The organism is Streptomyces sp. NPDC003327, from assembly GCF_053589515.1.
The window spans coordinates 105061-127859 of sequence record NZ_JBSFSA010000011.1 but is presented as its reverse complement, the minus strand read 5'-3'; the positions used below and the strand labels follow the sequence as shown (position 1 = coordinate 127859).

Below are 22799 nucleotides of genomic sequence, written 5' to 3'. Positions count from 1 at the left end.
GAGTCGACGGCCGGAAGAAGAACACAGGGTGTGATCTTCTTCGCGGCCGTACCGACTCAAAAGCGACATTCAGCCCTGGAATCGGTACTCCTCCAGGAGCCGACGACCAATGATCATTTTCTGGATCTCGGCGGTACCTTCACCGATGAGCAGCATCGGCGCCTCGCGGTAGAGACGCTCGATCTCGTACTCCTTGGAGAAGCCGTATCCGCCGTGGATGCGGAAGGCGTCCTCGACGACCTCCTTGCAGTACTCGGAGGCGAGGTACTTCGCCATCCCTGCTTCAAGGTCGTTTCGTTCCCCGGAGTCCTTTTTGCGTGCTGCGTTCACCATCATGGCATGAGCGGCCTCGACCTTGGTAGCCATTTCGGCCAGCTTGAACTGGATCGCCTGGTGCTGGGCGATCGGCTTGCCGAACGTCTGACGCTGCTGGGCGTACGAAACACCCAGTTCGAATGCACGCTGTGCGACACCGCAGCCACGCGCCGCGACGTTCACGCGCCCGACCTCGACTCCGTCCATCATCTGGTAGAACCCTCGGCCGGTAACACCGCCGAGCACACGATTGGCCGGAATGCGTAGTCCGTCCATGATGAGTTCGGTGGTGTCGACGCCCTTGTACCCCATCTTGTCGATCTTCCCGGGGATGGTGAGGCCGGGACGGACCTCTCCGAATCCGGGCTCCTTCTCGACGAGGAAGGTCGTCATCGACTTGTGGGGGGCCGTGCCCTCCGGGTGTCCTTCGTCACTTCGGACGAGAACGGCGACCAGCGTGGACGTGCCGCCGTTCGTGAGCCACATCTTCTGGCCGTTCAGGACGTACTCGTCGCCGTCCTTCACCGCCTTGGACGTGATGGCCGACACGTCCGAGCCGAGCCCCGGCTCCGACATCGAGAACGCGCCGCGCGTCTCGCCGGCCGCCATCCGCGGAAGGAAGTACTCCTTCTGCTCCTGGGTGCCGTGCTGCTTCAGCATGTACGCCACGATGAAGTGGGTGTTGATGATGCCGGAGACCGACATCCAGCCGCGGGCGATCTCCTCCACGCACAGCGCGTAGGTGAGCAGCGACTCACCCAGGCCCCCGTACTCCTCGGGGATCATCAGCCCGAAGACGCCGAGCTCCTTGAGCCCGTCGACGATCTGCTGGGGGTACTCGTCCCGGTGCTCGAGCTCCGTCGCGACCGGGATGATCTCCTTGTCGACGAAGTCCCGCACCGTGGCGAGGATCTCCTGCTGAACGTCGGTCAGACCGTGGGTCTGGGCGAGTCGCGCCATGACTACTTCCCCTGTTCCTGGAGCTCGGGGCGGCCGGGCTGCTCGCCGCCGCGCGCGTCGATGTACTCGGCGGTCGGGACCATCACCTTGCGGCGGAACACGCAGACGAGCGTCCCGTCCTGCTTGTAGCCCTTGGTCTCGACGTGGACGATCCCGCGGTCCGTCTTCGACTTCGACGGGGTCTTGTCGAGGACCGTGGTCTCGCCGTAGATGGTGTCGCCGTGGAAGGTCGGCGCCACGTGCCGCAGCGACTCGATCTCCAGGTTGGCGATGGCCTTGCCGGAGACGTCCGGCACGGACATGCCGAGCAGCAGCGAGTAGATGTAGTTGCCGACGACCACGTTCCGCTTGAAGTCGGTGGTGTTCTCCGCGTAGTTCACGTCCATGTGCAGCGGATGGTGGTTCATCGTCAGGAGGCAGAAGAGGTGGTCGTCGTACTCGGTGACCGTCTTCCCGGGCCAGTGCTTGTAGACGGCACCGACCTCGAACTCCTCGTAGGTGCGACCGAACTGCATGGGACTCAGGCCTCCGGGATCTCGAACGTGCTGGTGCGCTTCATGCCGGCGGCCCGGCCCTTGCCGGAGATGACCAGGGCCATCTTGCGCGAGGCCTCGTCGATCATCTCGTCGCCGAGCATCGCGGAGCCCTTCTTCCCGCCGGCCTCGGACGTGTAGTAGTCGTACGCGTCGAGGATCAGCTCGGCGTGGTCGTAGTCCTCCTGCGAGGGCGAGAAGATCTCGTTCGCGGCGGCGACCTGGTCCGGGTGCAGCACCCACTTGCCGTCGAAGCCCAGGGCGGCGGCGCGCTGCGCGACCGCGCGGTACCCCTCCTGGTTGCGGATCTGGAGGTACGGCCCGTCGATCGCCTGCAGGTTGTTGGCGCGGGCGGCCATCAGGATGCTCATCAGGATGTGGTGGTACGCGTCCGCCGGGTAGCCGGGCGGCTGCTCGCCGACGACCAGCGACTTCATGTTGATGGAGGCCATGAAGTCGGCCGGGCCGAAGATGATCGTCTCCACGCGCTGCGAGGCCTGGGCGATCGCGTTGACGTTGGTGAGGCCCTGGGCGTTCTCGATCTGCGCCTCGATGCCGATCTTGCCGACCTCGAAGCCCATGGTCTTCTCGATCTGCGTGAGCAGCAGGTCGAGCGCGACGATCTGCTGGGCGTCCTGGACCTTCGGCAGCATGATGCAGTCGAGGTTCTGGCCGGCGCCCTCGACGACGGTCACGACGTCGCGGTACGTCCAGTGGGTCGTCCAGTCGTTGACGCGGACCACGCGCGTCTTCCCGGTCCAGTCGCCCTCGTTCAGGAACTTCACGATGGTGTGCCGCGCGTCCGGCTTGGCCAGCGGGGCGCAGGCGTCCTCCAGGTCCAGGAAGACCTGGTCCGCGGCGAGGCCCTGGGCCTTCTCCAGGAAACGCGGGTTGGAGCCGGGGACCGCCAGACAGGAGCGGCGGGGGCGCAGCCGGTTCACCGGGGAGACGAGGCTGGTCATGCGGGGACCTCCGTACTTTCGAGGGTGTCGAGCTTGTTGGCTTTCCGGATCTCGTCGACGATACGGCCGATGATCTCGGTGATGCCGAAGTCCTTCGGGGTGAAGACGGCGGCCACACCCGCGCGCTTCAGTTCTGCGGCGTCGGCGTGGGGAATGATCCCACCGACGATGACCGGGACGTCGGTGGCGCCGGCCTCCCTGAGCCGGTCGAGGACGTCCGGCACCAGCTCGGCGTGGGAGCCGGAGAGGATCGACAGACCCACGCAGTGCACGTCCTCCGCGAGGGCCGCGCTCACGATCTGCTCCGGGGTCAGCCGGATCCCCTGGTAGACCACCTCGAAACCGGCGTCACGGGCGCGCACGGCGATCTGCTCGGCCCCGTTGGAGTGCCCGTCGAGGCCCGGCTTGCCGACCAGCAGGCGCAGCCGCCCGACACCGAGCTCGTCGGCGGTCCTGGCCACGTTCTCGCGGACGACGGCCAGCGGGGTGCCCTCCTCGGCCGTCACCGCGACCGGGGCGGAGGAGACGCCGGTGGGCGCCCGGTACTCGCCGAAGACCTCGCGCAGCGCCCCGGCCCACTCGCCGGTGGTGACGCCGGCGCGGGCGCACTCCAGGGTGGCCTCCATGAGGTTCTCGGTGCCCCGTGCGGCCTCCTTCAGGCGTTCCAGCGCCTTGCAGGGCCGCGGGTGGTTGAACGGCGGCTGGTAGCGGTTGTCGCGCCAGCTCGTGAGCGAGGCGACCACGCGGGCCTCGACGGCCGGGTCGACGGTCATGATCGCCGTGTCCAGGTCGGCGGTGAGCGGGTTGGGCTCGGTCGACCGGAAGACGTTGACGCCGACGATCTTCTCCTCGCCGGCCTCGATCCGGGCCCGCCGCTCGGCGTGCGAGGAGACCAGCTGCGACTTGAGGTAGCCGGACTCGACGGCCGCCATCGCGCCGCCCATCTCCTGGATCCGCTCGATCTCCGTGGTGCACTCCTCGACCAGGGCTTCCACCTTGGCCTCGATGACGTGCGAGCCGGCGAAGATGTCCTCGTACTCCAGCAGGTCGGACTCGTGGGCGAGCACCTGCTGGATGCGGAGCGACCACTGCTGGTCCCAGGGCCGGGGGAGGCCCAGGGCCTCGTTCCAGGCCGGGAGCTGCACGGCACGCGCGCGGGCGTCCTTCGAGAGGGTGACGGCCAGCATCTCCAGGACGATCCGCTGGACGTTGTTCTCCGGCTGGGCCTCGGTCAGACCGAGCGAGTTGACCTGGACGCCGTAGCGGAACCGCCGCTGCTTGGGGTCCTCGATGCCGTACCGCTCCCGCGTGATCCGGTCCCAGATGCGGCCGAAGGCGCGCATCTTGCACATCTCCTCGATGAAGCGGACGCCCGCGTTCACGAAGAAGGAGATGCGGGCGACGACCTCGCCGAACCGCTCCTCGGGCACCTGGCCCGAGTCGCGGACGGAGTCGAGCACCGCGATGGCGGTGGACATCGCGTACGAGATCTCCTGGACCGGGGTGGCTCCCGCCTCCTGCAGGTGGTAGCTGCAGATGTTGATCGGGTTCCACTTCGGGATGTTGTTGACCGTGTACGCGATCATGTCCGTCGTGAGGCGGAGCGAGGGGCCGGGCGGGAAGACGTGCGTCCCGCGCGACAGGTACTCCTTCACGATGTCGTTCTGCGTGGTGCCCTGGAGCTTGGTGATGTCCGCACCCTGCTCCTCGGCGGCCACCTGATAGAGCGCCAGGAGCCACATGGCCGTGGCGTTGATGGTCATCGAGGTGTTCATCTGCTCCAGGGGGATGTCCTGGAACAGCCGGCGCATGTCACCGAGGTGCGAGACGGGGACACCGACCCGGCCGACCTCGCCGCGGGCGAGGACGTGGTCGGGGTCGTAGCCCGTCTGCGTCGGCAGGTCGAAGGCGACCGAGAGGCCGGTCTGCCCCTTCGCGAGGTTGCGCCGGTACAGCTCGTTGGACGCCTCGGCGGTCGAGTGACCGGCGTAGGTCCGCATGAGCCACGGCCGGTCCTTCTGGCGCTCAGTCATCTAGGGACCTCAGATGTTCCGGAAGCGGTTGATGGCGTCGATGTGCTGCGACCGCAGCTCCTCGTTCCGCACGCCGAGTCCCTCGCGGGGGGCGAGCGCGAGGACGCCGACCTTGCCCTGGTGCAGGTTGCGGTGGACGTCGTAGGCGGCCTGGCCGGTCTCCTCAAGGGAGTAGACCTTCGACAGGGTGGGGTGGATCTTGCCCTTGGCGATGAGGCGGTTCGCCTCCCACGCCTCGCGGTAGTTGGCGAAGTGCGAGCCGATGATCCGCTTCAGCGACATCCACAGGTAGCGGTTGTCGTACTCGTGCATGTAGCCCGAGGTCGAGGCGCAGGTCGTGATGGTGCCGCCCTTGCGGGTGACGTAGACGCTCGCGCCGAAGGTCTCGCGGCCCGGGTGCTCGAAGACGATGTCGATGTCCTCGCCGCCGGTCAGCTCGCGGATCCTGGAGCCGAAGCGCTTCCACTCCCGCGGGTCCTGGGTGCGCTCGTCCTTCCAGAACTTGTAGCCCTCGGCGTTGCGGTCGATGACCGCCTCCGCGCCCATGGACCGGCAGATGTCGGCCTTCTCGGGGGAGGAGACGACGCAGATCGGGGTGGCGCCGCCGGCGAGGGCGAACTGGGTGGCGTACGAGCCGAGGCCGCCGCTCGCGCCCCAGATGAGGACGTTGTCGCCCTGCTTCATGCCGGCGCCGTTGCGGGAGACCAGCTGGCGGTAGGCGGTGGAGTTGACCAGTCCGGGCGCCGCCGCCTCCTCCCAGCTGAGGTGGTCGGGCTTCGGCATCAGCTGGTTGGACTTGACGAGCGCGATCTCGGCCAGGCCGCCGAAGTTTGTCTCGAAGCCCCAGATGCGCTGCTCGGGGTCGAGCATCGTGTCGTTGTGGCCGTCCGAGGACTCCAGCTCGACCGAGAGGCAGTGCGCGACGACCTCGTCGCCGGGCTTCCACGAGTTGACGCCGGGGCCCGTGCGCAGCACGACGCCCGCGAGGTCCGAGCCGATGACGTGGTACGGCAGGTCGTGGCGCTTGCTGAGGTCGCTGAGGCGGCCGTAGCGCTCCAGGAAGCCGAAGGTGGACACCGGCTCGAAGATCGAGGTCCAGACCGAGTTGTAGTTGACGGAGCTGGCCATGACGGCGACGAGCGCCTCGCCGGGGCCGAGCTCGGGGAGCGGGACGTCGTCGAGGTGGAGCGACTTGCGCGGGTCCTTGTCGCGGCTGGCGAGGCCGGCGAACATCTCGGTCTCGTCCTTGTGGACGGTGATCGCCCGGTAGGACTCGGGGAGCTTGATGTTCGCGAAGTCGGCGGACGTGGAGTCCGGGGACTGGATCGCGTCCAGGATTTCCTTCACGGGTTGCCTCCGGCGGTGAGCGTCCTGAGGGGGGACGCCTGAGGGTTTCGTCGAGAGTGCTGCTGCGGTGGAGGTGTGCCGTCGGTTCGGCGCGGGTGGTGCTGTGGCGGCGCTGGTGTGGAGCGCGAGGGTGCCTGTGACGCAGGCGTCCGGGCGCACGAGCCGGGTGGCTGTGGGGACAGCCGGCGCACGAGGAGACCTCTGCGCGCCGGCCGCCCGGACAACATCAACGTATGGCACGCCGTGTCACCTGACAAGGCACTGCGTGCCAACAATTTCACTCAGATGCAATCTGCCGGTCACGGATGAGCGATGATCGATCGAATAGCCGCCTGAACTGGGCGAATACGACGAGGGCCGCCCCCGGAATCCGGGGGCGGCCCTCGTGCGAGGCGGCGCTCAGGCCTGCTTCAGCGCCTGCTGGATCGTGCGCACGACCTCGTCGAGCGGAGCGTCCGTACGGGCGACGGCGACCACGACGTCGCCCGTCGTGGAGGCCCGCACCGCCGGGGCCGGCTCGGACTGCTCGGACTGCGCCGGGGCGGCGGCCGAGGGCGAGGGCGGGGCCGTCCGGCCCGCGCCTATGCCCATCCCGAACGTCTCCCGCACGATCGCGAAGGCGTGGTCGAGCTGCGCCTCCACGTCGCCCTGGCCGCCCGCGCGGAGCCAGCGGCGCAGGACGTGGTTGTGGGCCGTGACCACCGCGGACGCCGCGACCTCCGCGAGCAGCGGGTCGTCGTTGCCGTCGTGGTGGTCGCGCTCGTCGAAGTGGCCCAGGAGGTAGCGGGTGAACAGCCGCTCGTAGCGGGCCACCGAGGCGATCTCCCGCTCCCGCAGCGTCGGCACCTCACGGGTGAGCCGGTAGCGCTCCACCGAGACCGCGGGCGACCCCGCGTACATCTTCATGACTTCCTTGATGCCCCGGCACACCGTGTCGAGCGGGTGCTCGTGCGGCGGGGCCGCGTTGAGCACCGCCTCCGCCCGCACCAGCGTGTCGTCGTGGTCCGGGAAGATCGCCTCCTCCTTGGACCGGAAGTGGCGGAAGAAGGTCCGGCGGGCCACCCCCGCCGTCGCGGCGATCTCGTCGACCGTGGTGGCCTCGTACCCCTTCGTCGCGAAGAGCTCCATGGCCGCCGCCGCGAGCTCCCGGCGCATCTTGAGCCGCTGCGCGGCGGCGCGGGTGCCCGCCGGGCTCTCCTGAGCGTCGGACGGGGACGTGGCACGGGGTGTCTTCGCGGCCTTGGACATGTCCCGAACGTACTGCATCGGACGGGACGTGTGCCCAGGTGGGGGCGGGGAGCCCCCCGGGCCGGCGACGGCGCCCGGAGGGCGGAGCAGGCCTCCCCAGCCCGCGTACGGCTCAGCGTCGGGCATATTCGCGGAAGCCGCGCCCGGTCTTGCGGCCCAGGCAGCCGGCCGCCACGAGGTGCTCGAGGAGCGGGGCCGGGGCGAGCCCCGGGTCGCGGAACTCGCGGTGCAGCACCTGCTCGATCGCGAGCGAGACGTCCAGGCCGACCACGTCGAGCAGCTCGAACGGGCCCATCGGGTACCCGCCGCCCAGCTTCATCGCGGCGTCGATGTCGTCCAGGGTCGCGTAGTGCTCCTGGACCATCTTCACCGCGTTGTTCAGGTACGGGAACAGCAGCGCGTTCACGATGAACCCGGCACGGTCGCCGCAGTCCACCGGGTGCTTGCGGATCTTCGCGGTGACCTCGCGGACGGTGGCGTGGACGTCGTCGGCGGTCAGGACCGTACGGACGATCTCGACCAGCTTCATCGCGGGCGCCGGGTTGAAGAAGTGCATGCCGATGACGTCCTGCGGGCGCGTGGTGGCGCGGGCGCAGGCGACGACCGGGAGCGAGGAGGTCGTGGTGGCGAGCACCGCGCCCGGCTTGCAGATCTTGTCGAGCCGCGCGAACAGGTCCTGCTTGATCTCCAGGTCCTCCGCGACCGCCTCCACGGCGAGGTCCACCTCGGCGAAGGCGTCCAGCGAGCCCGCCGGGGTGATCAGGGCCAGCGTCGCGTCACGGGTCTCGCCCGTCATCCGGCCCTTGTCGACCGAGCGGGCCAGGGACTTCGCGATCCTGGCCTTGGCGGTGTCCGCCTTCTCCTGGGAGCGGGCGGCGAGGACGACCGCGTACCCGGCCTTGGCGAAGACCTCCGCGATGCCGGAGGCCATCGTGCCGGAGCCGGCGACGCCGACCGAGCGGACCTCGCGGCCGACGGAGTCCGCCGCGGCAGCGGCCGGGGTCAGCGCGTCGGCCACGACCGAGGCCGAACCGGGCGCCTCGTACGTGTAGAAGCCGCGGCCCGCCTTGCGGCCCGTCAGGCCGGCCTCGGAGAGCTGCCTGAGGATCGGGGCGGGGGCGTGCAGCCGGTCGTGCGACGCCGCGTACATGGCCTCGAGGACCGTACGGGCCGTGTCGACGCCGACCAGGTCGAGCAGTTCCAGCGGGCCCATCGGCAGGCCGCAGCCCAGCTTCATCGCCGCGTCGATGTCCTCGCGGGAGGCGTACTTCGCCTCGTACATGGCGGCGGCCTGGTTCAGGTAGCCGAAGAGCAGCCCGTCCGCGATGAACCCCGCCCGGTCGCCGACCGCGACCGGCTGCTTGCCGAGGTCCTCGGCGAGCCGGGTGACGGCGTCGACGGCGCGCGGGTCGGTCAGCACCGAGGAGACCACCTCGACCAGCTTCATCGCCTGCACCGGCGCGAAGAAGTGCAGGCCGAGGACGCGCTCGGGGTGGGCCGAGTCGGCCGCGAGCCGGGTGACGGAGAGCGCGTTGGTGCCGGTCGCCAGGATCGCGTCCGGCCGGACGATGCCGTCCAGGGCCCGGAAGACCTCCTGCTTCGTCTCGTACGACTCGGGCACGACCTCGATGACGAGATCGGCCTCGGCGGCCGCCTGGAGGTCCGAGAAGGTCCGGAAGCGGGCGAGGACGTCCTGCCGCTCCTCCTCGGTGATCCGCTCACGGGCCACCGCACGGGCCGTGGACGCCTCCAGGGCGGCGACGGCACGGGCGGCGGCGTTGTCGCTGATGTCGATGCCGATGACCTCGCGGCCGGCCCGGACGAGGACATCGGCGATGCCCGTGCCCATGGTGCCGAGACCGACGACGGCGATGGTGGAGAGAGGGGTGTCCATCAGGGGACTCCAGGGAGGAAGAGTGACGACTGAAGGCAGTGCGTGCGCGCGCGAAAGGCGCGGAGGAAGGGCGAGGGCGAGCGCCTGGAAAAGCGGCGGGGGCCCGCGGAGAAAGGAGCGACGGACCCTGTCCCGGAGTCACGTCGAGAACTGCCGAACCGACCTGCACCCACGACGGCTGCGTCACCAGGCCGTCATGGGAAGTGCGGGGTTTGCCCGCTCACCTGAGACTAACCGGCCGGTAACGAGCGCGCCAGTCCCGGGAAGTTGAGAAAGTGTGATCTGGATCGCGGATAGGCTCGGATTCATGGAAATCGCCGAGGATCCGGAATTCTGCTCGATGATCGATCGATTGCGGGACGAGATCGAGAATGACTCCGGAGAAGTTCCGGCGGCATTCGCGGAACTCGCCGCGACCGACGACCCCGAAGAACTCCACCGGGTCCTCACCGCGCCGGGCCGGCCGCTCTGGGCCCGCGAGATCGCCGCCTTCCGGCTCGGCCTCGCCGGAGACCCCCGCGCCTTCGAGGCGCTCGTCCTCCTCCTCAACCACCGCGACCCCGAGCGGTGCGTCACCGCCGCCCACGCGCTCGTACGGCTCGGCGACCCGCGCACGGCCCGCGCCGCCGCGGCCCTCGCCACCAACGAACTGCGGGTCGGCTACGCCCTCCTGCCGGTCCGGCTCCTCGCGGACCTGCGCGCCCCCGAGTCCGTGCCCGCCCTGATCGCCGTCCTCGAACGGCGGCTCCCCGCCGACGACCCGCACTGGCGGGTCGGGCTCGCCTGCGTCGAAGGCCTTGGCGCCCTGGGGGACCCGCGCGCCCGCCCCGCCCTGGAGGCCGCGCTCCCGCACCCCCGCCTCGGCCCCGCCGCCGCTCGGTCCCTGGCCCGGCTCGGCAGCTGAGCGCCCGACGGGCCGGGGGACCCGGCGGCTCACCGGGGACGGCGGCCGGGTCGGGGGAACGGCGGCTCACGGGGTGCGGGCGGCCGGGTCGCGGGAGCAGCCGGTCGGGCGAGCGGTGGTGTCAGCGCACCAGTCGAAGCTCCGCACCGGCGCCGTCCGACGCCGTCCCGGTCTCCTCGGGCACGAGCGCGAACGCCTCGATCTCCACCAGCAGTTCCGGCCTGACCAGCGCCGACACCTGCACCGCCGAGCTGGCCGGAAGGGGCGTCCCCGCGAAGTGCGCGTCGCGCGCCTCCCGTACCGCGGGGAGATGCGCCACGTCCGTGACGAAGTAGGTCAGCTTCACGACGTCCCCGAAACCGGCACCCGCCGCTTCCAGGCAGCGGGCGAGGTTGGCGAAGACCTGGTGCGCCTGGGCCGCCGCGTCGCCCACCCCGACGACCGCGCCCGAGGCGTCCAGGGCGCACTGCCCGGATATCGCGACGAAGCGACCGGTGCCCCAGACGACGTGGCTGTACTGGGGGCTGGCGGCGACGCCGTCGGGTGCGGGCAGGTGCGTGAGGTGGCTCGTCATGCCCCACATCCTCGCGCACGCCACTGACAGTGCCCGCGCCCCCGGTGCTTCCCGGGACGCGGGCACGGTCGGACGCCTCGGCCGCCAGGGTCAGCGCACGTGGCCGAGGAACCCGTGCAGTGCGGTCCCGGCCGGCTCCGAGGACCCGGCGGGAGCGGACGGCGCGGCGGGGATCCCGGCCCGCTGCCCGGCGCCCTCCTTCCGGGGCTCCGTCGTCTCCGTCTCCTTCGGCGGCTTCGGCGTGGGTGCCGCCTTCACGAGCTCGGCCTTCGGCTCCGGGAGCGCCGCGCACACCGCGTCGACCTCCGAGCCCTGCTCGCCGCGCGGCACCCTGCCCGTCGCCAGGTACGTGGCCAGATGGCCGTCCAGGCACGCGTTGCCGCCGAGGCTCACGCCGTGGTTCCCGCCGCCCTCCTCGACGACCAGGCTGGAACCGCGGATCAGGCGGTGCAGGGCCACCCCGCCCTCGTACGGGGTCGCGGCGTCGTCCGTCGCCTGGAGGACGAGGACCGGCGGGACCTGGTCGTTGGTGACGTCCGGCGGTGTGAGCGAGTCCACGGGCCAGAACGCGCACGGCGCGTTGTACCAGGCGTTGTTCCATGTGGAGAAGGGCGCCTTGGCGTGCACGTCCCAGCTGTCCTTGCGCCACACGTTCCAGTCCCGGGGCCAGGCCGCGTCCCTGCACTGCACGCTCGTGTAGACGGAGTAGCCGTTGTCGGCGGAGGCGTCGGCCTCGCCGTACCGCTCGTACGCCTGCGTGAGCGGCGCCGCGTCCCCGTCGTTGACGTACGCCGAGAAGGCGCTCGCGAGGCGGGGCCAGTAACCGTCGAAGTAACCGCCGGGCAGGAAGGTGTCCTCCAGTTCGCCGGGGCCGACCTTCCCGCCCGCGGGCTCGGCGCGCACCGCCTCGCGCATGCGGTACCAGGCGGCCTCGACCGCGTCCGGGTCGCTGCCCAGCCGGTACACGGAGTCGTTCCTCGCCACCCAGGCCATGAAGTCCTTGTGGCGGGTGTCGAAGGCGTAGTCCTGCGCGATGTTGTCCTCGTACCAGACGCCGTGCGGGTTCACGACGGAGTCCAGCGCCATCCGCCGCACCCGCTCCGGGTAGAGCCGGGCGTAGACGGCGCCGAGGTAGGTGCCGTACGAGTAGCCGAGGTAGTTGATCTTCGGTGCGTTGAGCGCGCGGCGGATGCGGTCGAGGTCACGGGCCGTGCTGACGGTGTCGATGTACGGCAGGACGTCGGCGTGCCTCTCGCCGCACGCGGCGGCGAAGGCGCGGGCCCGCTCCACGGCCACCCGCTCGCCGTCCGCCCCGCGCGGCACCGAGTCGGGCCGTACGGGCGCGAAGTGGCCCGGCTTGCAGTCGAGCGCGGGCTCGCTCTTGCCGACGCCGCGCGGGTCGAAGCCGATCACGTCGTACTCGGCGGCCACCTTCGGGGGCAGCGAGGCCGCCACGTACCCGGCCATCCCGCGCCCGCTGCCGCCGGGTCCGCCCGGGTTGACCAGGAGCGGGCCCTGGAAGGTCCTGGCGGTGTGCGGGATCCGGGTGAGGGCGAGGGTGATGCTCCGCCCGGCCGGATCGTCGTGGTTCAGCGGCACGTCGAGCGTCGCGCACTGGAGCTTCGGGTACGCCTTGGTGGCGCAGCCGGTCCAGGTGAGCGGGGGGAGCGGGCGGGGGGCGGGTTCGGCGGGTCCGGCTGCGGCGGCGGGCAGGACGGTGACCGTCCCGGCGACCAGCGCCCCAGCGGCGATCAGCATTCCTGCGCGTGTGGTCATGGGGCCTTTCTGTCCCATGGCAGCGCTGAAAGGACCTGTTTCGGCCAGAGTTGACCCGAACGGACGGAGAACGCGCACGAACCGTCCGACGGGGTGTCAGCGTCCGGGCGCCTCCTCAGAGCAGCGTCAACTGCTCCGGTGCCGGTGCTGGTGCCGGTGCGGGTGTCTCGCCCCGGCGGGCGGGCCCGATGCCGAACTCGACGGCGAACTCGTGCACCTGACGGGTGATCCGGCGCTGGTACCACGTCGGCGCGTAGGCCCCGGAGCCGTACATCCGCTCGTAGCGCGGGACAAGACCGGGGTGGTGCTGCCCCAGCCACTGCAGGAACCACTCGCGCGCGCCGGGGCGCAGATGGAGCACGAGGGGCGTGACGGAGGTCGCGCCCGCCTCGGCGATGGCGCGCACGGTCTCGCGCAGCTGCTCGGGGCGGTCGCCGAGGAAGGGCACCACGGGGGCCATGAGCACCCCGCAGCCGATGCCGTGGTCGCCGAGCGTGCGGACGACGTCGAGGCGGCGCTGCGGGGAGGGGGTGCCGGGTTCGACCGTCCGCCACAGCTCCGGGTCGGTGAAGCCGACGGAGACGGAGACGCCGACCTCCGTGACCTGTGCGGCCTGGGTGAGCAGCTCCAGGTCGCGCAGGATCAGCGTGCCCTTGGTGAGGATGGAGAAGGGGTTGGCCCGGTCGCGCAGGGCGGTGAGGATGCCGGGCATCAGGCGGTACCGGCCCTCGGCCCGCTGGTAGCAGTCGACGTTGGTGCCCATGGCGACGTGCGCGCCCTCCCAGCGGGGGGAGGCGAGCTGCCGGACGAGCAGCTCGGGAGCGTTGATCTTGACGACGATCTGGGAGTCGAAGCCGATTCCGGTGTCGAGGTCCAGGTAGCTGTGGGTCTTGCGGGCGAAGCAGTACACGCACGCGTGCGTGCAGCCCCGGTAGGGGTTCACCGTCCACTCGAAGGGCATCCGGGAGGCGCCCGGCACCCGGTTGAGGATCGAGCGGGCGCGCACCTCGTGGAAGGTGATGCCCCGGAACTCGGGGGTGTCGAAGGTGCGGGTCGTGACCGCGTCCGTGCCGAACAGGGCGATGTCGGCGGGCGCGGGCGGGGTCTCGCCCAGATGGTCCCAGCGCATGGACGCCTCCTCGGTCGATCGGGTCACGAGCGGACTCGCTCGTGCGTTCGAGGCCAGAATAGAACACCTGTTCTCTTGATCGTTGCAACCCGGATTTCGCGCCCCGGGGCGCACGTGGTTCGCTTGGCCCACACCCCCGACGAACCACGAGCTGGAGGAATTGCGATGGCGCAGGTCGAGGCCACGACGGAACGGATCATCGCGGCGGACGCGGAGACCGTGTTCGACACGCTGGCCGACTACAGCGGCACGCGCGCGAAGCTGCTCCCGGAGCACTTCAGCGAGTACGAGGTGCGCGAGGGCGGCGACGGCGAGGGCACCCTCGTCCACTGGAAGCTCCAGGCCACGAGCAAGCGCGTCCGCGACTGCCTCCTGGAGGTCACCGAGCCCACCAACGGGCAGCTCGTCGAGAAGGACCGCAACTCCTCCATGGTCACCACCTGGACCGTGACCCCCGCCGGAGAGGGCAAGTCCCGCGCCGTCGTCACCACCGTCTGGAACGGCGCCGGCGGCGTCGGCGGCTTCTTCGAGCGGACCTTCGCCCCCAAGGGCCTGGCGCGGATCTACGACGCCGTCCTCGACAGGCTCGCCGCCGAGACCGAGAAGTAACGCCCGGAGCGTTCACCGATTCGAGTGGATTCCCCGCGTCCCCGTACCGGCGCCCGTTGCGTCGAGGGGGCGCGGGGGCTTTCGTAAAGGCGCTGATGAGCGACCCAAGTGCGCCGTCGCGCAGGGCCGTTAGGCACCCCGTCCCCCACCGTCCGCCCGTACCGCCCGACTTGCTCCCGCTTCGCGCCCGATGCGAAGAATGAGCCGCGCAGAGGCCGCGACGAGGGGAGCAGTACGTGGGTGCGATCACGCTGGTGAAGGACGCCGAGGGCGCGGGCGGGGAACCGCTCCCCGCGGGCGCTCCGCCGCCCCCCGCCGACCCGGGCTCCGGCCGGGGAGCAGGCCCCGGGGCGGGGCCGGGGGCCGCGTCCGGCGCCGATCCCGCCCTCGACCCCCGTCGGGTCCGGCTCGTCTTCTGCGGCCTGATGCTCGCGCTGCTCCTCGCCGCCCTGGAGCAGATGATCGTCGCCACCGCCCTCCCGCGGATCGTCGGCGAACTCCAGGGCCTCGACCGGATGTCCTGGGCGATCACCGCCTATCTGCTGACCTCCACCATCGGTCTGCCGGTCTACGGCAAGCTCGGCGACCTCCTCGGCCGCAAGGGCGTCTTCCTCTTCGCCATCGTCGTCTTCGTCATCGGCTCGGGACTCGCCGGCTGGTCCCGCACGATGGACGAGCTCATCGCCTTCCGCGCCCTCCAGGGCGTCGGCGCCGGCGGCCTCATGATCGGCGTCCAGGCGATCATCGCCGACATCGTCCCCTCCCGGGAACGCGGCCGCTACATGGGCCTGATCGGCGCCGCCTTCGGGCTCGCCTCCGTCGCGGGCCCGCTGCTCGGCGGCTTCTTCACCGACCACGTCTCCTGGCGCTGGTGCTTCTACTTCAACGTGCCCTTCGGGCTCGTCACTCTCGCCGTCGTCGCCACCGTGCTCAAGCTGCCGAAGCCGGTCAAGCGCGCCCGCTTCGACGTCCTCGGCACCCTCCTCCTCGCCGCCGCCTCCACCTGCCTGGTCCTGCTGACCAGTTGGGGCGGCACCGAGTACGCCTGGGACTCCCGGGTCATCATCGGCCTCGGCTGCGGCGCCGCCGGAACCGCCCTGCTCTTCCTGGTCGTCGAGCACTTCGCGCCCGAACCCCTCATCCCGCTGCGGCTGTTCCGCGACTCCGTCTTCTCCGTCACCGCCCTCGTCGGCGCCGTCGTCGGCATCGCGCTGTTCGGCGCGGCCAGCTACCTCCCGACCTTCCTCCAGATGGTCGAGGGTGCCACCGCCACCGAGTCGGGGCTGCTGATGCTGCCCCTGATGGGCGGGATCGTCGTCGCCTCCATCGTCTCCGGGCAGCTCATCACCCGCACCGGCCGCTACAAGGTCCACCCCGTGGCCGGCGGCGTCCTCTCCGTCCTCGGCATGTGGCTGCTCTCCCGCATGGACGCCGACACCCCCCGCCTCACGCACAGCCTCTGGCAGGCCGTCCTCGGCGTCGGCATCGGCCTCGTCATGCCGGTCCTGGTGCTGGCCGTGCAGAACTCCGTCCGCCCCTCCGACCTCGGCACCGCCACCAGCGCCCACAACTACTTCCGCCAGATCGGCGGCAGCGTCGGCGCCGCGATCTTCGGCACGCTCTTCGCCTCGCGCCTCGACGACGCCCTCGGCGACCGCCTCGCCGGACTCGCCACGGCCGGGGGCGCCGCCTCGCCCGGGGGCGCCGCCGCCTCCCTCCCGCCCGCCGAGTCGATCACCCCGCAGACGGTGCACACGCTGCCGCCGGTCCTGAGGGACGCGTACATCCAGGCGTACGCGGAGGCGATGCCGCGGATCTTCCTCTACCTCGTGCCGGTCCTCGTGCTCGGCCTCGTCCTCGCCTTCTTCCTCAAGGAGAAACCGCTGGTGTCCCACCACAGCCCCGCACCCGCCACCGAGGCCCACCCCGACGCCACCCACGCGGGCGCCTACGCGGGCGCCTACGCGGGCGCCTACGCCGACACCGGCGCCCAGGCGGTCCCCCACGCCCGCCACGCCGCCCCCGCAGCCGCTCCCGTGGCCGCTCCCGTGGCCGTCGCAGGGCCGCATCCCGGGATCCACTCCGGCGTCGCCGTCTGCGGAGCCGTCCAGCACCCCGACGGCAGCAGGGTGCCGCGGGCCGCCCTCACCCTCATCGACGTCCAGGGCCGTCAGGTCGGCCGCGGCGCGAGCGGCGAGGACGGGCGGTACGCGCTGAGCGTCCCCGGCACCGGCTCGTACGTGCTGATCGCCGCCGCCGGCGGGCACCAGCCGCAGGCCGTCTCCGTCACCGTCGGCGACCGCCCGGTCGAACTCGACGTCGTCCTCGGCGGAGCCGGGCGGCTCGCCGGCGCCGTCCTCACCGCCGACGGCACGCCCGTACGGGACGCGGCCGTCACCCTCACCGACGTGCGCGGCGAGGTCGTCGCCTCCACGCGCAGCGGACGCGAGGGCGGGTACGTCATCAGCGAACTGGTCGCGGGCGAGTACACCCTCGCCGCCAGCGCCCCCGCCTTCCGGCCCGCCGCGCTCCCCGTCAGCGTGCAGGCCTCCCGCGAGACCCGGCAGGACATCGAGCTCGCGGGCGGCGCGGTCCTGCGCGGCACCGTGCGGGCCGGGGGAGGGCGGCCCGTGGAGGACGCCCGGGTGACCCTGCTCGACGCGGCCGGGAACGTCGTCGACACCCTCACCACCGGCGCCGACGGCACCTTCCGTTTCGTGGACCTGTCCTCCGGCGAGTACACGGTCATCGCCGCCGGGTACCCGCCCGTCGCCACGGTCCTCCAGATGGCGGGCGGCGGCCGCACCGAGCGCGACCTCCAGCTCGGCCACCAGGACTGAGGGCCTCCTCCCGGGTCTCAGGAGGTGGTCGTCGCCTTGCGCAGCGCGCTGATGCAGGTGCCGATCGCCTCCTGGAGGGCTTCGAGGCGCTGGAGCATGTCGGCCTCGTAGATGTCCTCCTCCATCACCTCGTCGAGCGTCAGCTCCTCGAAGACCTTCGTCGCCTTCTGCAGGCTGTTGTAGAACTTGGTGCGGCGCTCCTGGACCCGCAGCGCGGGGTCCTCCTCGACGACCTTCGCGACCAGGCCCTTCACCGCGTCGTACGCCTCACCGGCCCACTCGCCCGCCTCCTCGGAGTCGTCGAGCTCGTCGATGAGCGACAGGTGCCGCTCCGCCTCGGCGCGCAGCTCCTGCGGCGCTTCCACCGTCTGCCCGGCGGGCGTCCTGATCCGGCCGTTCTCGACGATCTGGCGGACGTAACCGATCCGGTCGGCCGCCTTCGCCTCGCTCGCCACCGCCTTCTTCAGGTCGTCGGTCCTGGCGATTGCACGGGCCATCTCCGTCTGGAGGGCCGGGTCCTCCTTCATCCGGTCGAGCAGCGCACCGCGCGCGGCCTCCGCCGTCCCGGGGTCGGCCAGGATCGCGGCCCGCAGCGCCGTCGGGTTCTCGGCCACCTCGAGGGCCTTCGTCGGACGGATGCCCTCCGCCTCGGCGGCGGCCGTGATCGCCTGGCCCCGCACCGAGGAGGCGCTGTTGCGGGAGGCGTAGTACGAGAGCCAGACGTCCGCGTCGGGCAGCTCGACGTCCTCGCCGGGAACCAGGACCTCGAACTGCGGGACCAGACCGTCGTCGGCCGCCATGTCCCAGGCCCGGTAGTAGCGCATGACCCGCTCGGGGGAGCAGCCCGCGAGCGCGGCGAAGGCCTTCGCCGACACCTTGACGCGGGCCGTGCCCTCGGCCGCCTGCCCGCCCGGCCGCACGCTCCGGGCGACCTTGAGCGCGAAGGCCCAGCCGCCGGTCCGCGCGTACACGCCGAAGTCATGGGCGTCCCGGACGACGACGGGATCGGCGTCCACGGCCGTGCCGTTCTCCGTGTCGTCGCGGTCCGTGTCCTCGGTCGTGTCCTCGGCCGCGTCGTCGGTCACGACGTCCTCGGCCGTGTCGTCGGTCGTGTCGTCGGTCGTGTCGTCGCGGTGGGCGTCCCCGGCCGCGTCGTGCGCCTCGCCTTCGGGTGCGTCGTCGTGGCCGGCCGGGGTCTGCGGCTCCTGCGTCGGCACCCAGAACTCGGGCTCCTCGGCCACGGCGGCGGCGTCCACGGCCATGAGGTCCGTGGCCGTAACGTCGTTGGCGCCTGCGGGGGAGGTGTCGGACGGGTCGAGGGCGATGGTCACCGAGAGCTCTCCGAAAGGTCGGGTACGACAACAGCGGCCGACAGCCTATACGCACCCGTTGACGATGTTTCGCCCGATTCCGAAGACGATTTTCGAGATCATCGGAAAATCGCTGGCAGCCGCCGACGGGGGCGGGCAGGATGCCGCCATGACCTACGGAATCGAGTGTCACCCCGCGCGGTGAGCGCCCCGCACGAGCGCACGCCGCTCGCCCTCCACGCCTACGTCGGCCGACTGCGCGCCGCCGCCCCCGAGGCCCCGCCGCCCCCGGGCGGGCACCCCCTTCCCGACACGGCACGGCCCCCGCGCACGTGCGGCGCCGTCCTCCCGTACCGCGAGGCCCGCGCCGCCGTCGCCGACCTGCTGATCCCCCTCCTCGCCGCACCCGATCCGGCCGCCGCCGCCGTCGAGGCGGAGCGCGCCCTCGCCGCGACGGGCCTCCGGGAGCAGATCGTCTTCCCTGCCGCCGCGGCCCTCGCACCACCCGACGCGACCGCCGCCCGCGCCCTGGGCCGCGCTCTCGTCCGTACCGGAACGACCGTCCAGGCCGTCTCCGCGGGGCTCGGCCTCCTCGTCCGGCACGGCGAACCCGAGGACGTCCCGTACCTCTCCGCGCTCGGGCTGCTCGACGGCCTGGCCCGGAACGTCGACGCTGCCCTCGCGCCCCTCGCCCCCGCCGCCGCCGCGCTCGTCCGCCTGAACGACCGCGTACGCGGCGAGGAGCTGCGCGGACTCGTCGAGGCCCTGTACGCGGGGGACCGGCCGGCCGCGCTCGCCCGTCTCCTGGAGCTGCCGCGCGGCCACCGGACCGTCGGCCCGCAGATCGCCCGCGGCGTCGCGGAGGCCACGGACCTCGTGGGGCTCCTGGCCGGCGACCACGACCCCGACGGTGCCGACCCGCGGCTCCTCGCGACCGCCGTCTTCCTGCTCGGCCGGATGACCAGCTCGCGGGAGTACCGCGCCGAGATCCTCGCGTACGCGGACGCCGTCGCCCTGTACGAGACCGTCGCCGCCCGGGCCCACCGGCTGCCCCGGGACGTCGGGCAGCGGGCCCGGCTGCTGACCCTGGCGCAGGACCTGCACAGCGGGGCCTCGTATCTCCTCGACTGGCCGCCGGGCCGCCGCACCGCACTCGTCCGTACCCTGCTCGACCTGGTCGACGGGCCGGGAACCGCCCCGGCCGACGCGGCGGAGCGGCGGCGCGCCGACTGGGTGCGGCGCACGGTCCGGGGGCTGCGCGAGGCCACCCGCTCCCGGGGGCCCGCCGGGACGACGCCCCGGCTGCGGGTCGAGGTCGCCGTCGCCGACCCGGGGGACCCGGACGTGGTGGAGACGCGGTTCCTGATCGACGGCCGCCCCGTCGTCCCCGAGGCCTTCGGGGCCGGTCCGGGCGACACGCCCGAGCGGGTCGTCGACGGCGGCCTGCTGCGGGCCGCGCCCGAGGCGCGCGAGGTGCGGCTCGCCGAGGCGTACTGCACCGAGGGCTGTTGCGGCGCGCTCTACGTCACGATCCGCCGCGAGGGCCCGCACGTCGTGTGGAGCGACTGGAAGCGCCCCGGCGGGCCTGCGGGGCCGCCCGGCCTCCCCGCGTACCGCTTCGACGCCGAGGCGTACGACGCCGAGATCGCCCGCGCCGAGGACGACCGGACCTGGACGTGGCCCGCCCGCACCACCGCCCGGCTGATCGCCGCCGGACTGCGGGACCGGCCGGACCTCCTCACCCGCTGGGGCCTGCGGCGGGGCTGGATCAGCACGGACTTCGCCGACCCGGACACGACGGTCGTCACCTTCACCGGCCCGCCCCTGGGCGGAACCGGCCCCGACGGCCCTCGTCCGGACGGCGGTGCCGGTCCCGCCGGCGGCGCCGAGCCGGAGGCCACCGGTCCTACGGGAGTCGCGCCGGAGGGCATCGGTCCCGCGGGCGCCGAGCCGGAGTCGCGCCAGTTCCTGTGGCGGCTGCCCGACGACGGCACACCGCCCGCGGCGCGCGCCGCGGCGGCGCTCGAGCGGCTGGCCGCAGCGGATCCCCGGTCCTTTCCGGAACCGCCGCCACGTCCCGTACCGCCGTCCCGGTGAGCGTCAGAGGTCCACTCCAACGACGGTTATCCACAGGGGTGGTGACGCTGCCGGGCGGCGCGTACGGTGCCAGACATGAAGATCCTGATCAGCGCCGACATGGAGGGCGCGACCGGTGTGACCTGGCCCGCCGACGTGCTGCCCGGCACGCCCCAGTGGGAGCGGTGCCGCGCCATGTTCACCTCCGACGTGAACGCGGCCGTGCTCGGCTTCTTCGACGGCGGCGCCGACGAGGTCGTCGTCAACGAAGCGCACTGGACCATGCGGAACCTGCTCCTGGAGAGACTGGACGAGCGGACCGAGATGCTCACCGGCCGGCACAAGTCGCTCTCCATGGTCGAGGGCGTGCAGCACGGGGACGTCGACGGGATCGCCTTCGTCGGCTACCACACCGGAGCGGGCGCCGAGGGGGTCCTCGCGCACACCTACCTCGCCAACTCCATCACCGGTGTCTGGTTGAACGGCGTGCGGGCGAGCGAGGGCCTTCTCAACGCCCGAGTGGTCGCCGAGTACGGCGTCCCCGTCATCCTCGTCACCGGCGACGACCTGACCTGTGAGGACGCCCTCGGGTACGCGCCCGAGGCACGCAAGGTGGCCGTCAAGGACCACGTGTCGCGGTACGCGGCGGTGTGCCGCACCCCGGCGCGGACGGCCGCCGACATCCGCGCGGCGGCGAAGGACGCCGCCTCCCTCGCCGTCCGCCACGCGCCGGTCCACGCCGGACCCCACACCGTGGAGGTGGAGTTCGACGCAGAGCACCTGGGCGCCGCCGCCACGGTGGTTCCCGGCGTGGCGCGGAGCGGCGAGCGGCGCGTCGCGTACACGCACGAGACGATGTACGAGGCAATCCGCACGTTCAAGGCGGTCACGACCATCGTCTCCGCCGCCGTGGAGGAGCAGTATGGCTGAGGAGAACCGGGGTCCGGACGCGACCGCGCTCGACGAGGTGGTCACCTTCACCTCCGAACTCATCCGCATCGACACCACCAACCGGGGCGGCGGCGACTGCCGTGAGCGCCCGGCCGCCGAGTACGTGGCGGAGCGGCTCGCCGCCGCCGGCCTCGAACCGACCCTTTTGGAGCGGACCCCCGGCCGCACGAACGTGGTGGCCCGCATCCCCGGTACCGACCCCTCGGCCGACGCACTCCTCGTCCACGGACACCTGGACGTGGTGCCGGCCGAGCCCGCCGACTGGGCCGTCCACCCGTTCTCCGGCGAGGTCAGGGACGGCGTCGTCTGGGGACGCGGCGCCGTCGACATGAAGAACATGGACGCGATGGTCCTGGCCGTCGCCCGCTCCTGGGCCCGTCAGGGCGTGCGGCCCCGGCGCGACATCGTCCTCGCCTACACCGCGGACGAGGAGGACAGCGCCGAGGACGGCTCCGGCTTCCTCGCCGACCGGCACGCCACGCTCTTCGAAGGGTGCACGGAGGGCATCAGCGAGTCCGGTGCGTTCAGCTTCCACCCGCAGCCCGGCACCACCCTGTACCCGATCGCCGCGGGCGAGCGGGGCACCGCCTGGCTCAAACTCACCGCCCGCGGCCGCGCCGGACACGGTTCCAAGGTGAACACGGCGAACGCCGTCACCCGGCTCGCCTCCGCCGTCGCCCGGATCGGTGCGCACACCTGGCCGGTCCGGCTCACGGCGACCGTCCGCGCCGCCCTCACCGAACTCGCCGAGCTGTACGGCATCGAGGTCGACACGGGCGCACCGGACGTCGACGTCGACCTGCTCCTCGACAAGCTCGGCCCCGCCGCGGCGCTCGTCGCCCCCACCGTCCGCAACAGCGCCAACCCGACGATGCTGGACGCCGGGTACAAGGTGAACGTCATCCCCGGCCAGGCCGTGGCCTACGTCGACGGCCGACTGCTGCCGGGCACCGAGGAGGAGTTCGTCGCGACCATGGACCGGCTCACCGGGCCGGACGTGGAGTGGGAGTTCCACCACCGCGAAGTGCCCCTCGAGGCCCCGGTCGACTCGCCGACCTTCGCCAAGCTCAGGGCCGCCGTCGAGCGCTTCGACCCGGCCGGGCACGTCGTGCCGTTCACGATGTCCGGCGGCACCGACGCCAAGCAGTTCTCCCGGCTCGGCATCACCGGCTACGGCTTCTCGCCGCTCCGGCTGCCCCCGGAACTCGACTACGGGGCGCTCTTCCACGGCGTCGACGAGCGGGTCCCGGTGGACGCCCTGCACTTCGGGGTACGCGTGCTCGACCACTATCTGAGAACCGCGTAGACAGCACGCACCACGTCACACGCAGCGCACGG

The 22799-nt window shown here is 72.0% G+C and carries 17 protein-coding genes; 6 read left to right on the top strand and 11 right to left on the bottom strand.

The features are described from left to right. Window positions 1–69: 69 nt before the first annotated feature. The 7 genes from ACWDVG_RS13235 to ACWDVG_RS13205 all read right to left on the bottom strand — a co-directional run bounded on the left by ACWDVG_RS13235 (window position 70) and on the right by ACWDVG_RS13205 (window position 9292). Window positions 70–1275, bottom strand: coding sequence for an acyl-CoA dehydrogenase family protein (locus ACWDVG_RS13235; RefSeq protein ID WP_451699104.1), 1206 nt, complete (start codon window positions 1273–1275; stop codon window positions 70–72). Window positions 1276–1277: 2 nt separating this feature from the next. Next, window positions 1278–1790 (bottom strand): MaoC family dehydratase, encoded by a 513-nt coding sequence (locus ACWDVG_RS13230; RefSeq protein ID WP_451699102.1) that lies wholly within the window; start codon window positions 1788–1790, stop codon window positions 1278–1280. A gap of 5 nt (window positions 1791–1795) precedes the next feature. Further along, window positions 1796–2770, bottom strand: coding sequence for an HpcH/HpaI aldolase/citrate lyase family protein (locus ACWDVG_RS13225; RefSeq protein ID WP_451699100.1), 975 nt, complete (start codon window positions 2768–2770; stop codon window positions 1796–1798). Next, window positions 2767–4803, bottom strand: coding sequence for a protein meaA (locus tag ACWDVG_RS13220; protein ID WP_451699098.1), 2037 nt, complete (start codon window positions 4801–4803; stop codon window positions 2767–2769). The genes ACWDVG_RS13225 and ACWDVG_RS13220 overlap by 4 nt, the downstream gene beginning before the upstream one ends. A gap of 9 nt (window positions 4804–4812) precedes the next feature. Then, entirely contained in the window at window positions 4813–6150 is a 1338-nt protein-coding gene (gene ccrA / locus ACWDVG_RS13215; RefSeq protein WP_451699097.1) for a crotonyl-CoA carboxylase/reductase, read from the bottom strand. A gap of 399 nt (window positions 6151–6549) precedes the next feature. Then, entirely contained in the window at window positions 6550–7398 is an 849-nt protein-coding gene (locus ACWDVG_RS13210; protein WP_451699095.1) for a TetR family transcriptional regulator, read from the bottom strand. Between the two features lie 112 nt (window positions 7399–7510). After that, window positions 7511–9292: a 3-hydroxyacyl-CoA dehydrogenase family protein gene (locus tag ACWDVG_RS13205; RefSeq protein ID WP_451699094.1), complete on the bottom strand. Its 1782-nt coding sequence runs from the start codon at window positions 9290–9292 to the stop codon at window positions 7511–7513. A 307-nt stretch (window positions 9293–9599) separates the two neighbouring features. On the opposite strand from ACWDVG_RS13205, the gene ACWDVG_RS13200 reads away from it, so the two are divergent. Further along, complete coding sequence (locus tag ACWDVG_RS13200) at window positions 9600–10196, top strand: HEAT repeat domain-containing protein (protein WP_451699092.1); 597 nt, start codon at window positions 9600–9602, stop codon at window positions 10194–10196. A 121-nt stretch (window positions 10197–10317) separates the two neighbouring features. Here ACWDVG_RS13200 and ACWDVG_RS13195 read toward each other — a convergent pair whose 3' ends face one another. The 3 genes from ACWDVG_RS13195 to ACWDVG_RS13185 all read right to left on the bottom strand — a co-directional run bounded on the left by ACWDVG_RS13195 (window position 10318) and on the right by ACWDVG_RS13185 (window position 13675). Further along, complete coding sequence (locus ACWDVG_RS13195; protein WP_451699090.1) at window positions 10318–10770, bottom strand: RidA family protein; 453 nt, start codon at window positions 10768–10770, stop codon at window positions 10318–10320. 90 nt (window positions 10771–10860) lie between these two features. Next, window positions 10861–12546 (bottom strand): alpha/beta fold hydrolase, encoded by a 1686-nt coding sequence (locus tag ACWDVG_RS13190; RefSeq protein ID WP_451699088.1) that lies wholly within the window; start codon window positions 12544–12546, stop codon window positions 10861–10863. A 115-nt stretch (window positions 12547–12661) separates the two neighbouring features. Beyond that, entirely contained in the window at window positions 12662–13675 is a 1014-nt protein-coding gene (locus tag ACWDVG_RS13185; RefSeq protein ID WP_451699086.1) for an Rv2578c family radical SAM protein, read from the bottom strand. A gap of 165 nt (window positions 13676–13840) precedes the next feature. Here ACWDVG_RS13185 and ACWDVG_RS13180 point away from each other — a divergent pair, with 165 nt between their 5' ends. Both ACWDVG_RS13180 and ACWDVG_RS13175 read left to right on the top strand, forming a co-directional pair. After that, entirely contained in the window at window positions 13841–14284 is a 444-nt protein-coding gene (locus ACWDVG_RS13180; protein WP_451699084.1) for an SRPBCC family protein, read from the top strand. A gap of 236 nt (window positions 14285–14520) precedes the next feature. Then, window positions 14521–17124 (top strand): MFS transporter, encoded by a 2604-nt coding sequence (locus ACWDVG_RS13175; protein ID WP_451699082.1) that lies wholly within the window; start codon window positions 14521–14523, stop codon window positions 17122–17124. Between the two features lie 17 nt (window positions 17125–17141). On the opposite strand, the gene ACWDVG_RS13170 is transcribed toward ACWDVG_RS13175, so the two are convergent. Then, window positions 17142–18455, bottom strand: coding sequence for a hypothetical protein (locus tag ACWDVG_RS13170; protein WP_451699080.1), 1314 nt, complete (start codon window positions 18453–18455; stop codon window positions 17142–17144). A 180-nt stretch (window positions 18456–18635) separates the two neighbouring features. Here ACWDVG_RS13170 and ACWDVG_RS13165 point away from each other — a divergent pair, with 180 nt between their 5' ends. The 3 genes from ACWDVG_RS13165 to ACWDVG_RS13155 all read left to right on the top strand — a co-directional run bounded on the left by ACWDVG_RS13165 (window position 18636) and on the right by ACWDVG_RS13155 (window position 22767). Continuing rightward, entirely contained in the window at window positions 18636–20531 is a 1896-nt protein-coding gene (locus tag ACWDVG_RS13165; protein ID WP_451699078.1) for a hypothetical protein, read from the top strand. Between the two features lie 75 nt (window positions 20532–20606). Beyond that, window positions 20607–21440, top strand: a complete 834-nt coding sequence (locus tag ACWDVG_RS13160) for a M55 family metallopeptidase (protein ID WP_451699077.1) — start codon at window positions 20607–20609, stop codon at window positions 21438–21440. Then, window positions 21433–22767 carry a M20/M25/M40 family metallo-hydrolase gene (locus ACWDVG_RS13155; protein ID WP_451699075.1) on the top strand — a complete coding sequence of 445 codons (1335 nt, stop codon included), beginning with the start codon at window positions 21433–21435 and terminating at the stop codon, window positions 22765–22767. Before ACWDVG_RS13160 ends, ACWDVG_RS13155 begins: the two co-directional genes overlap by 8 nt. Window positions 22768–22799 lie beyond the last annotated feature (32 nt).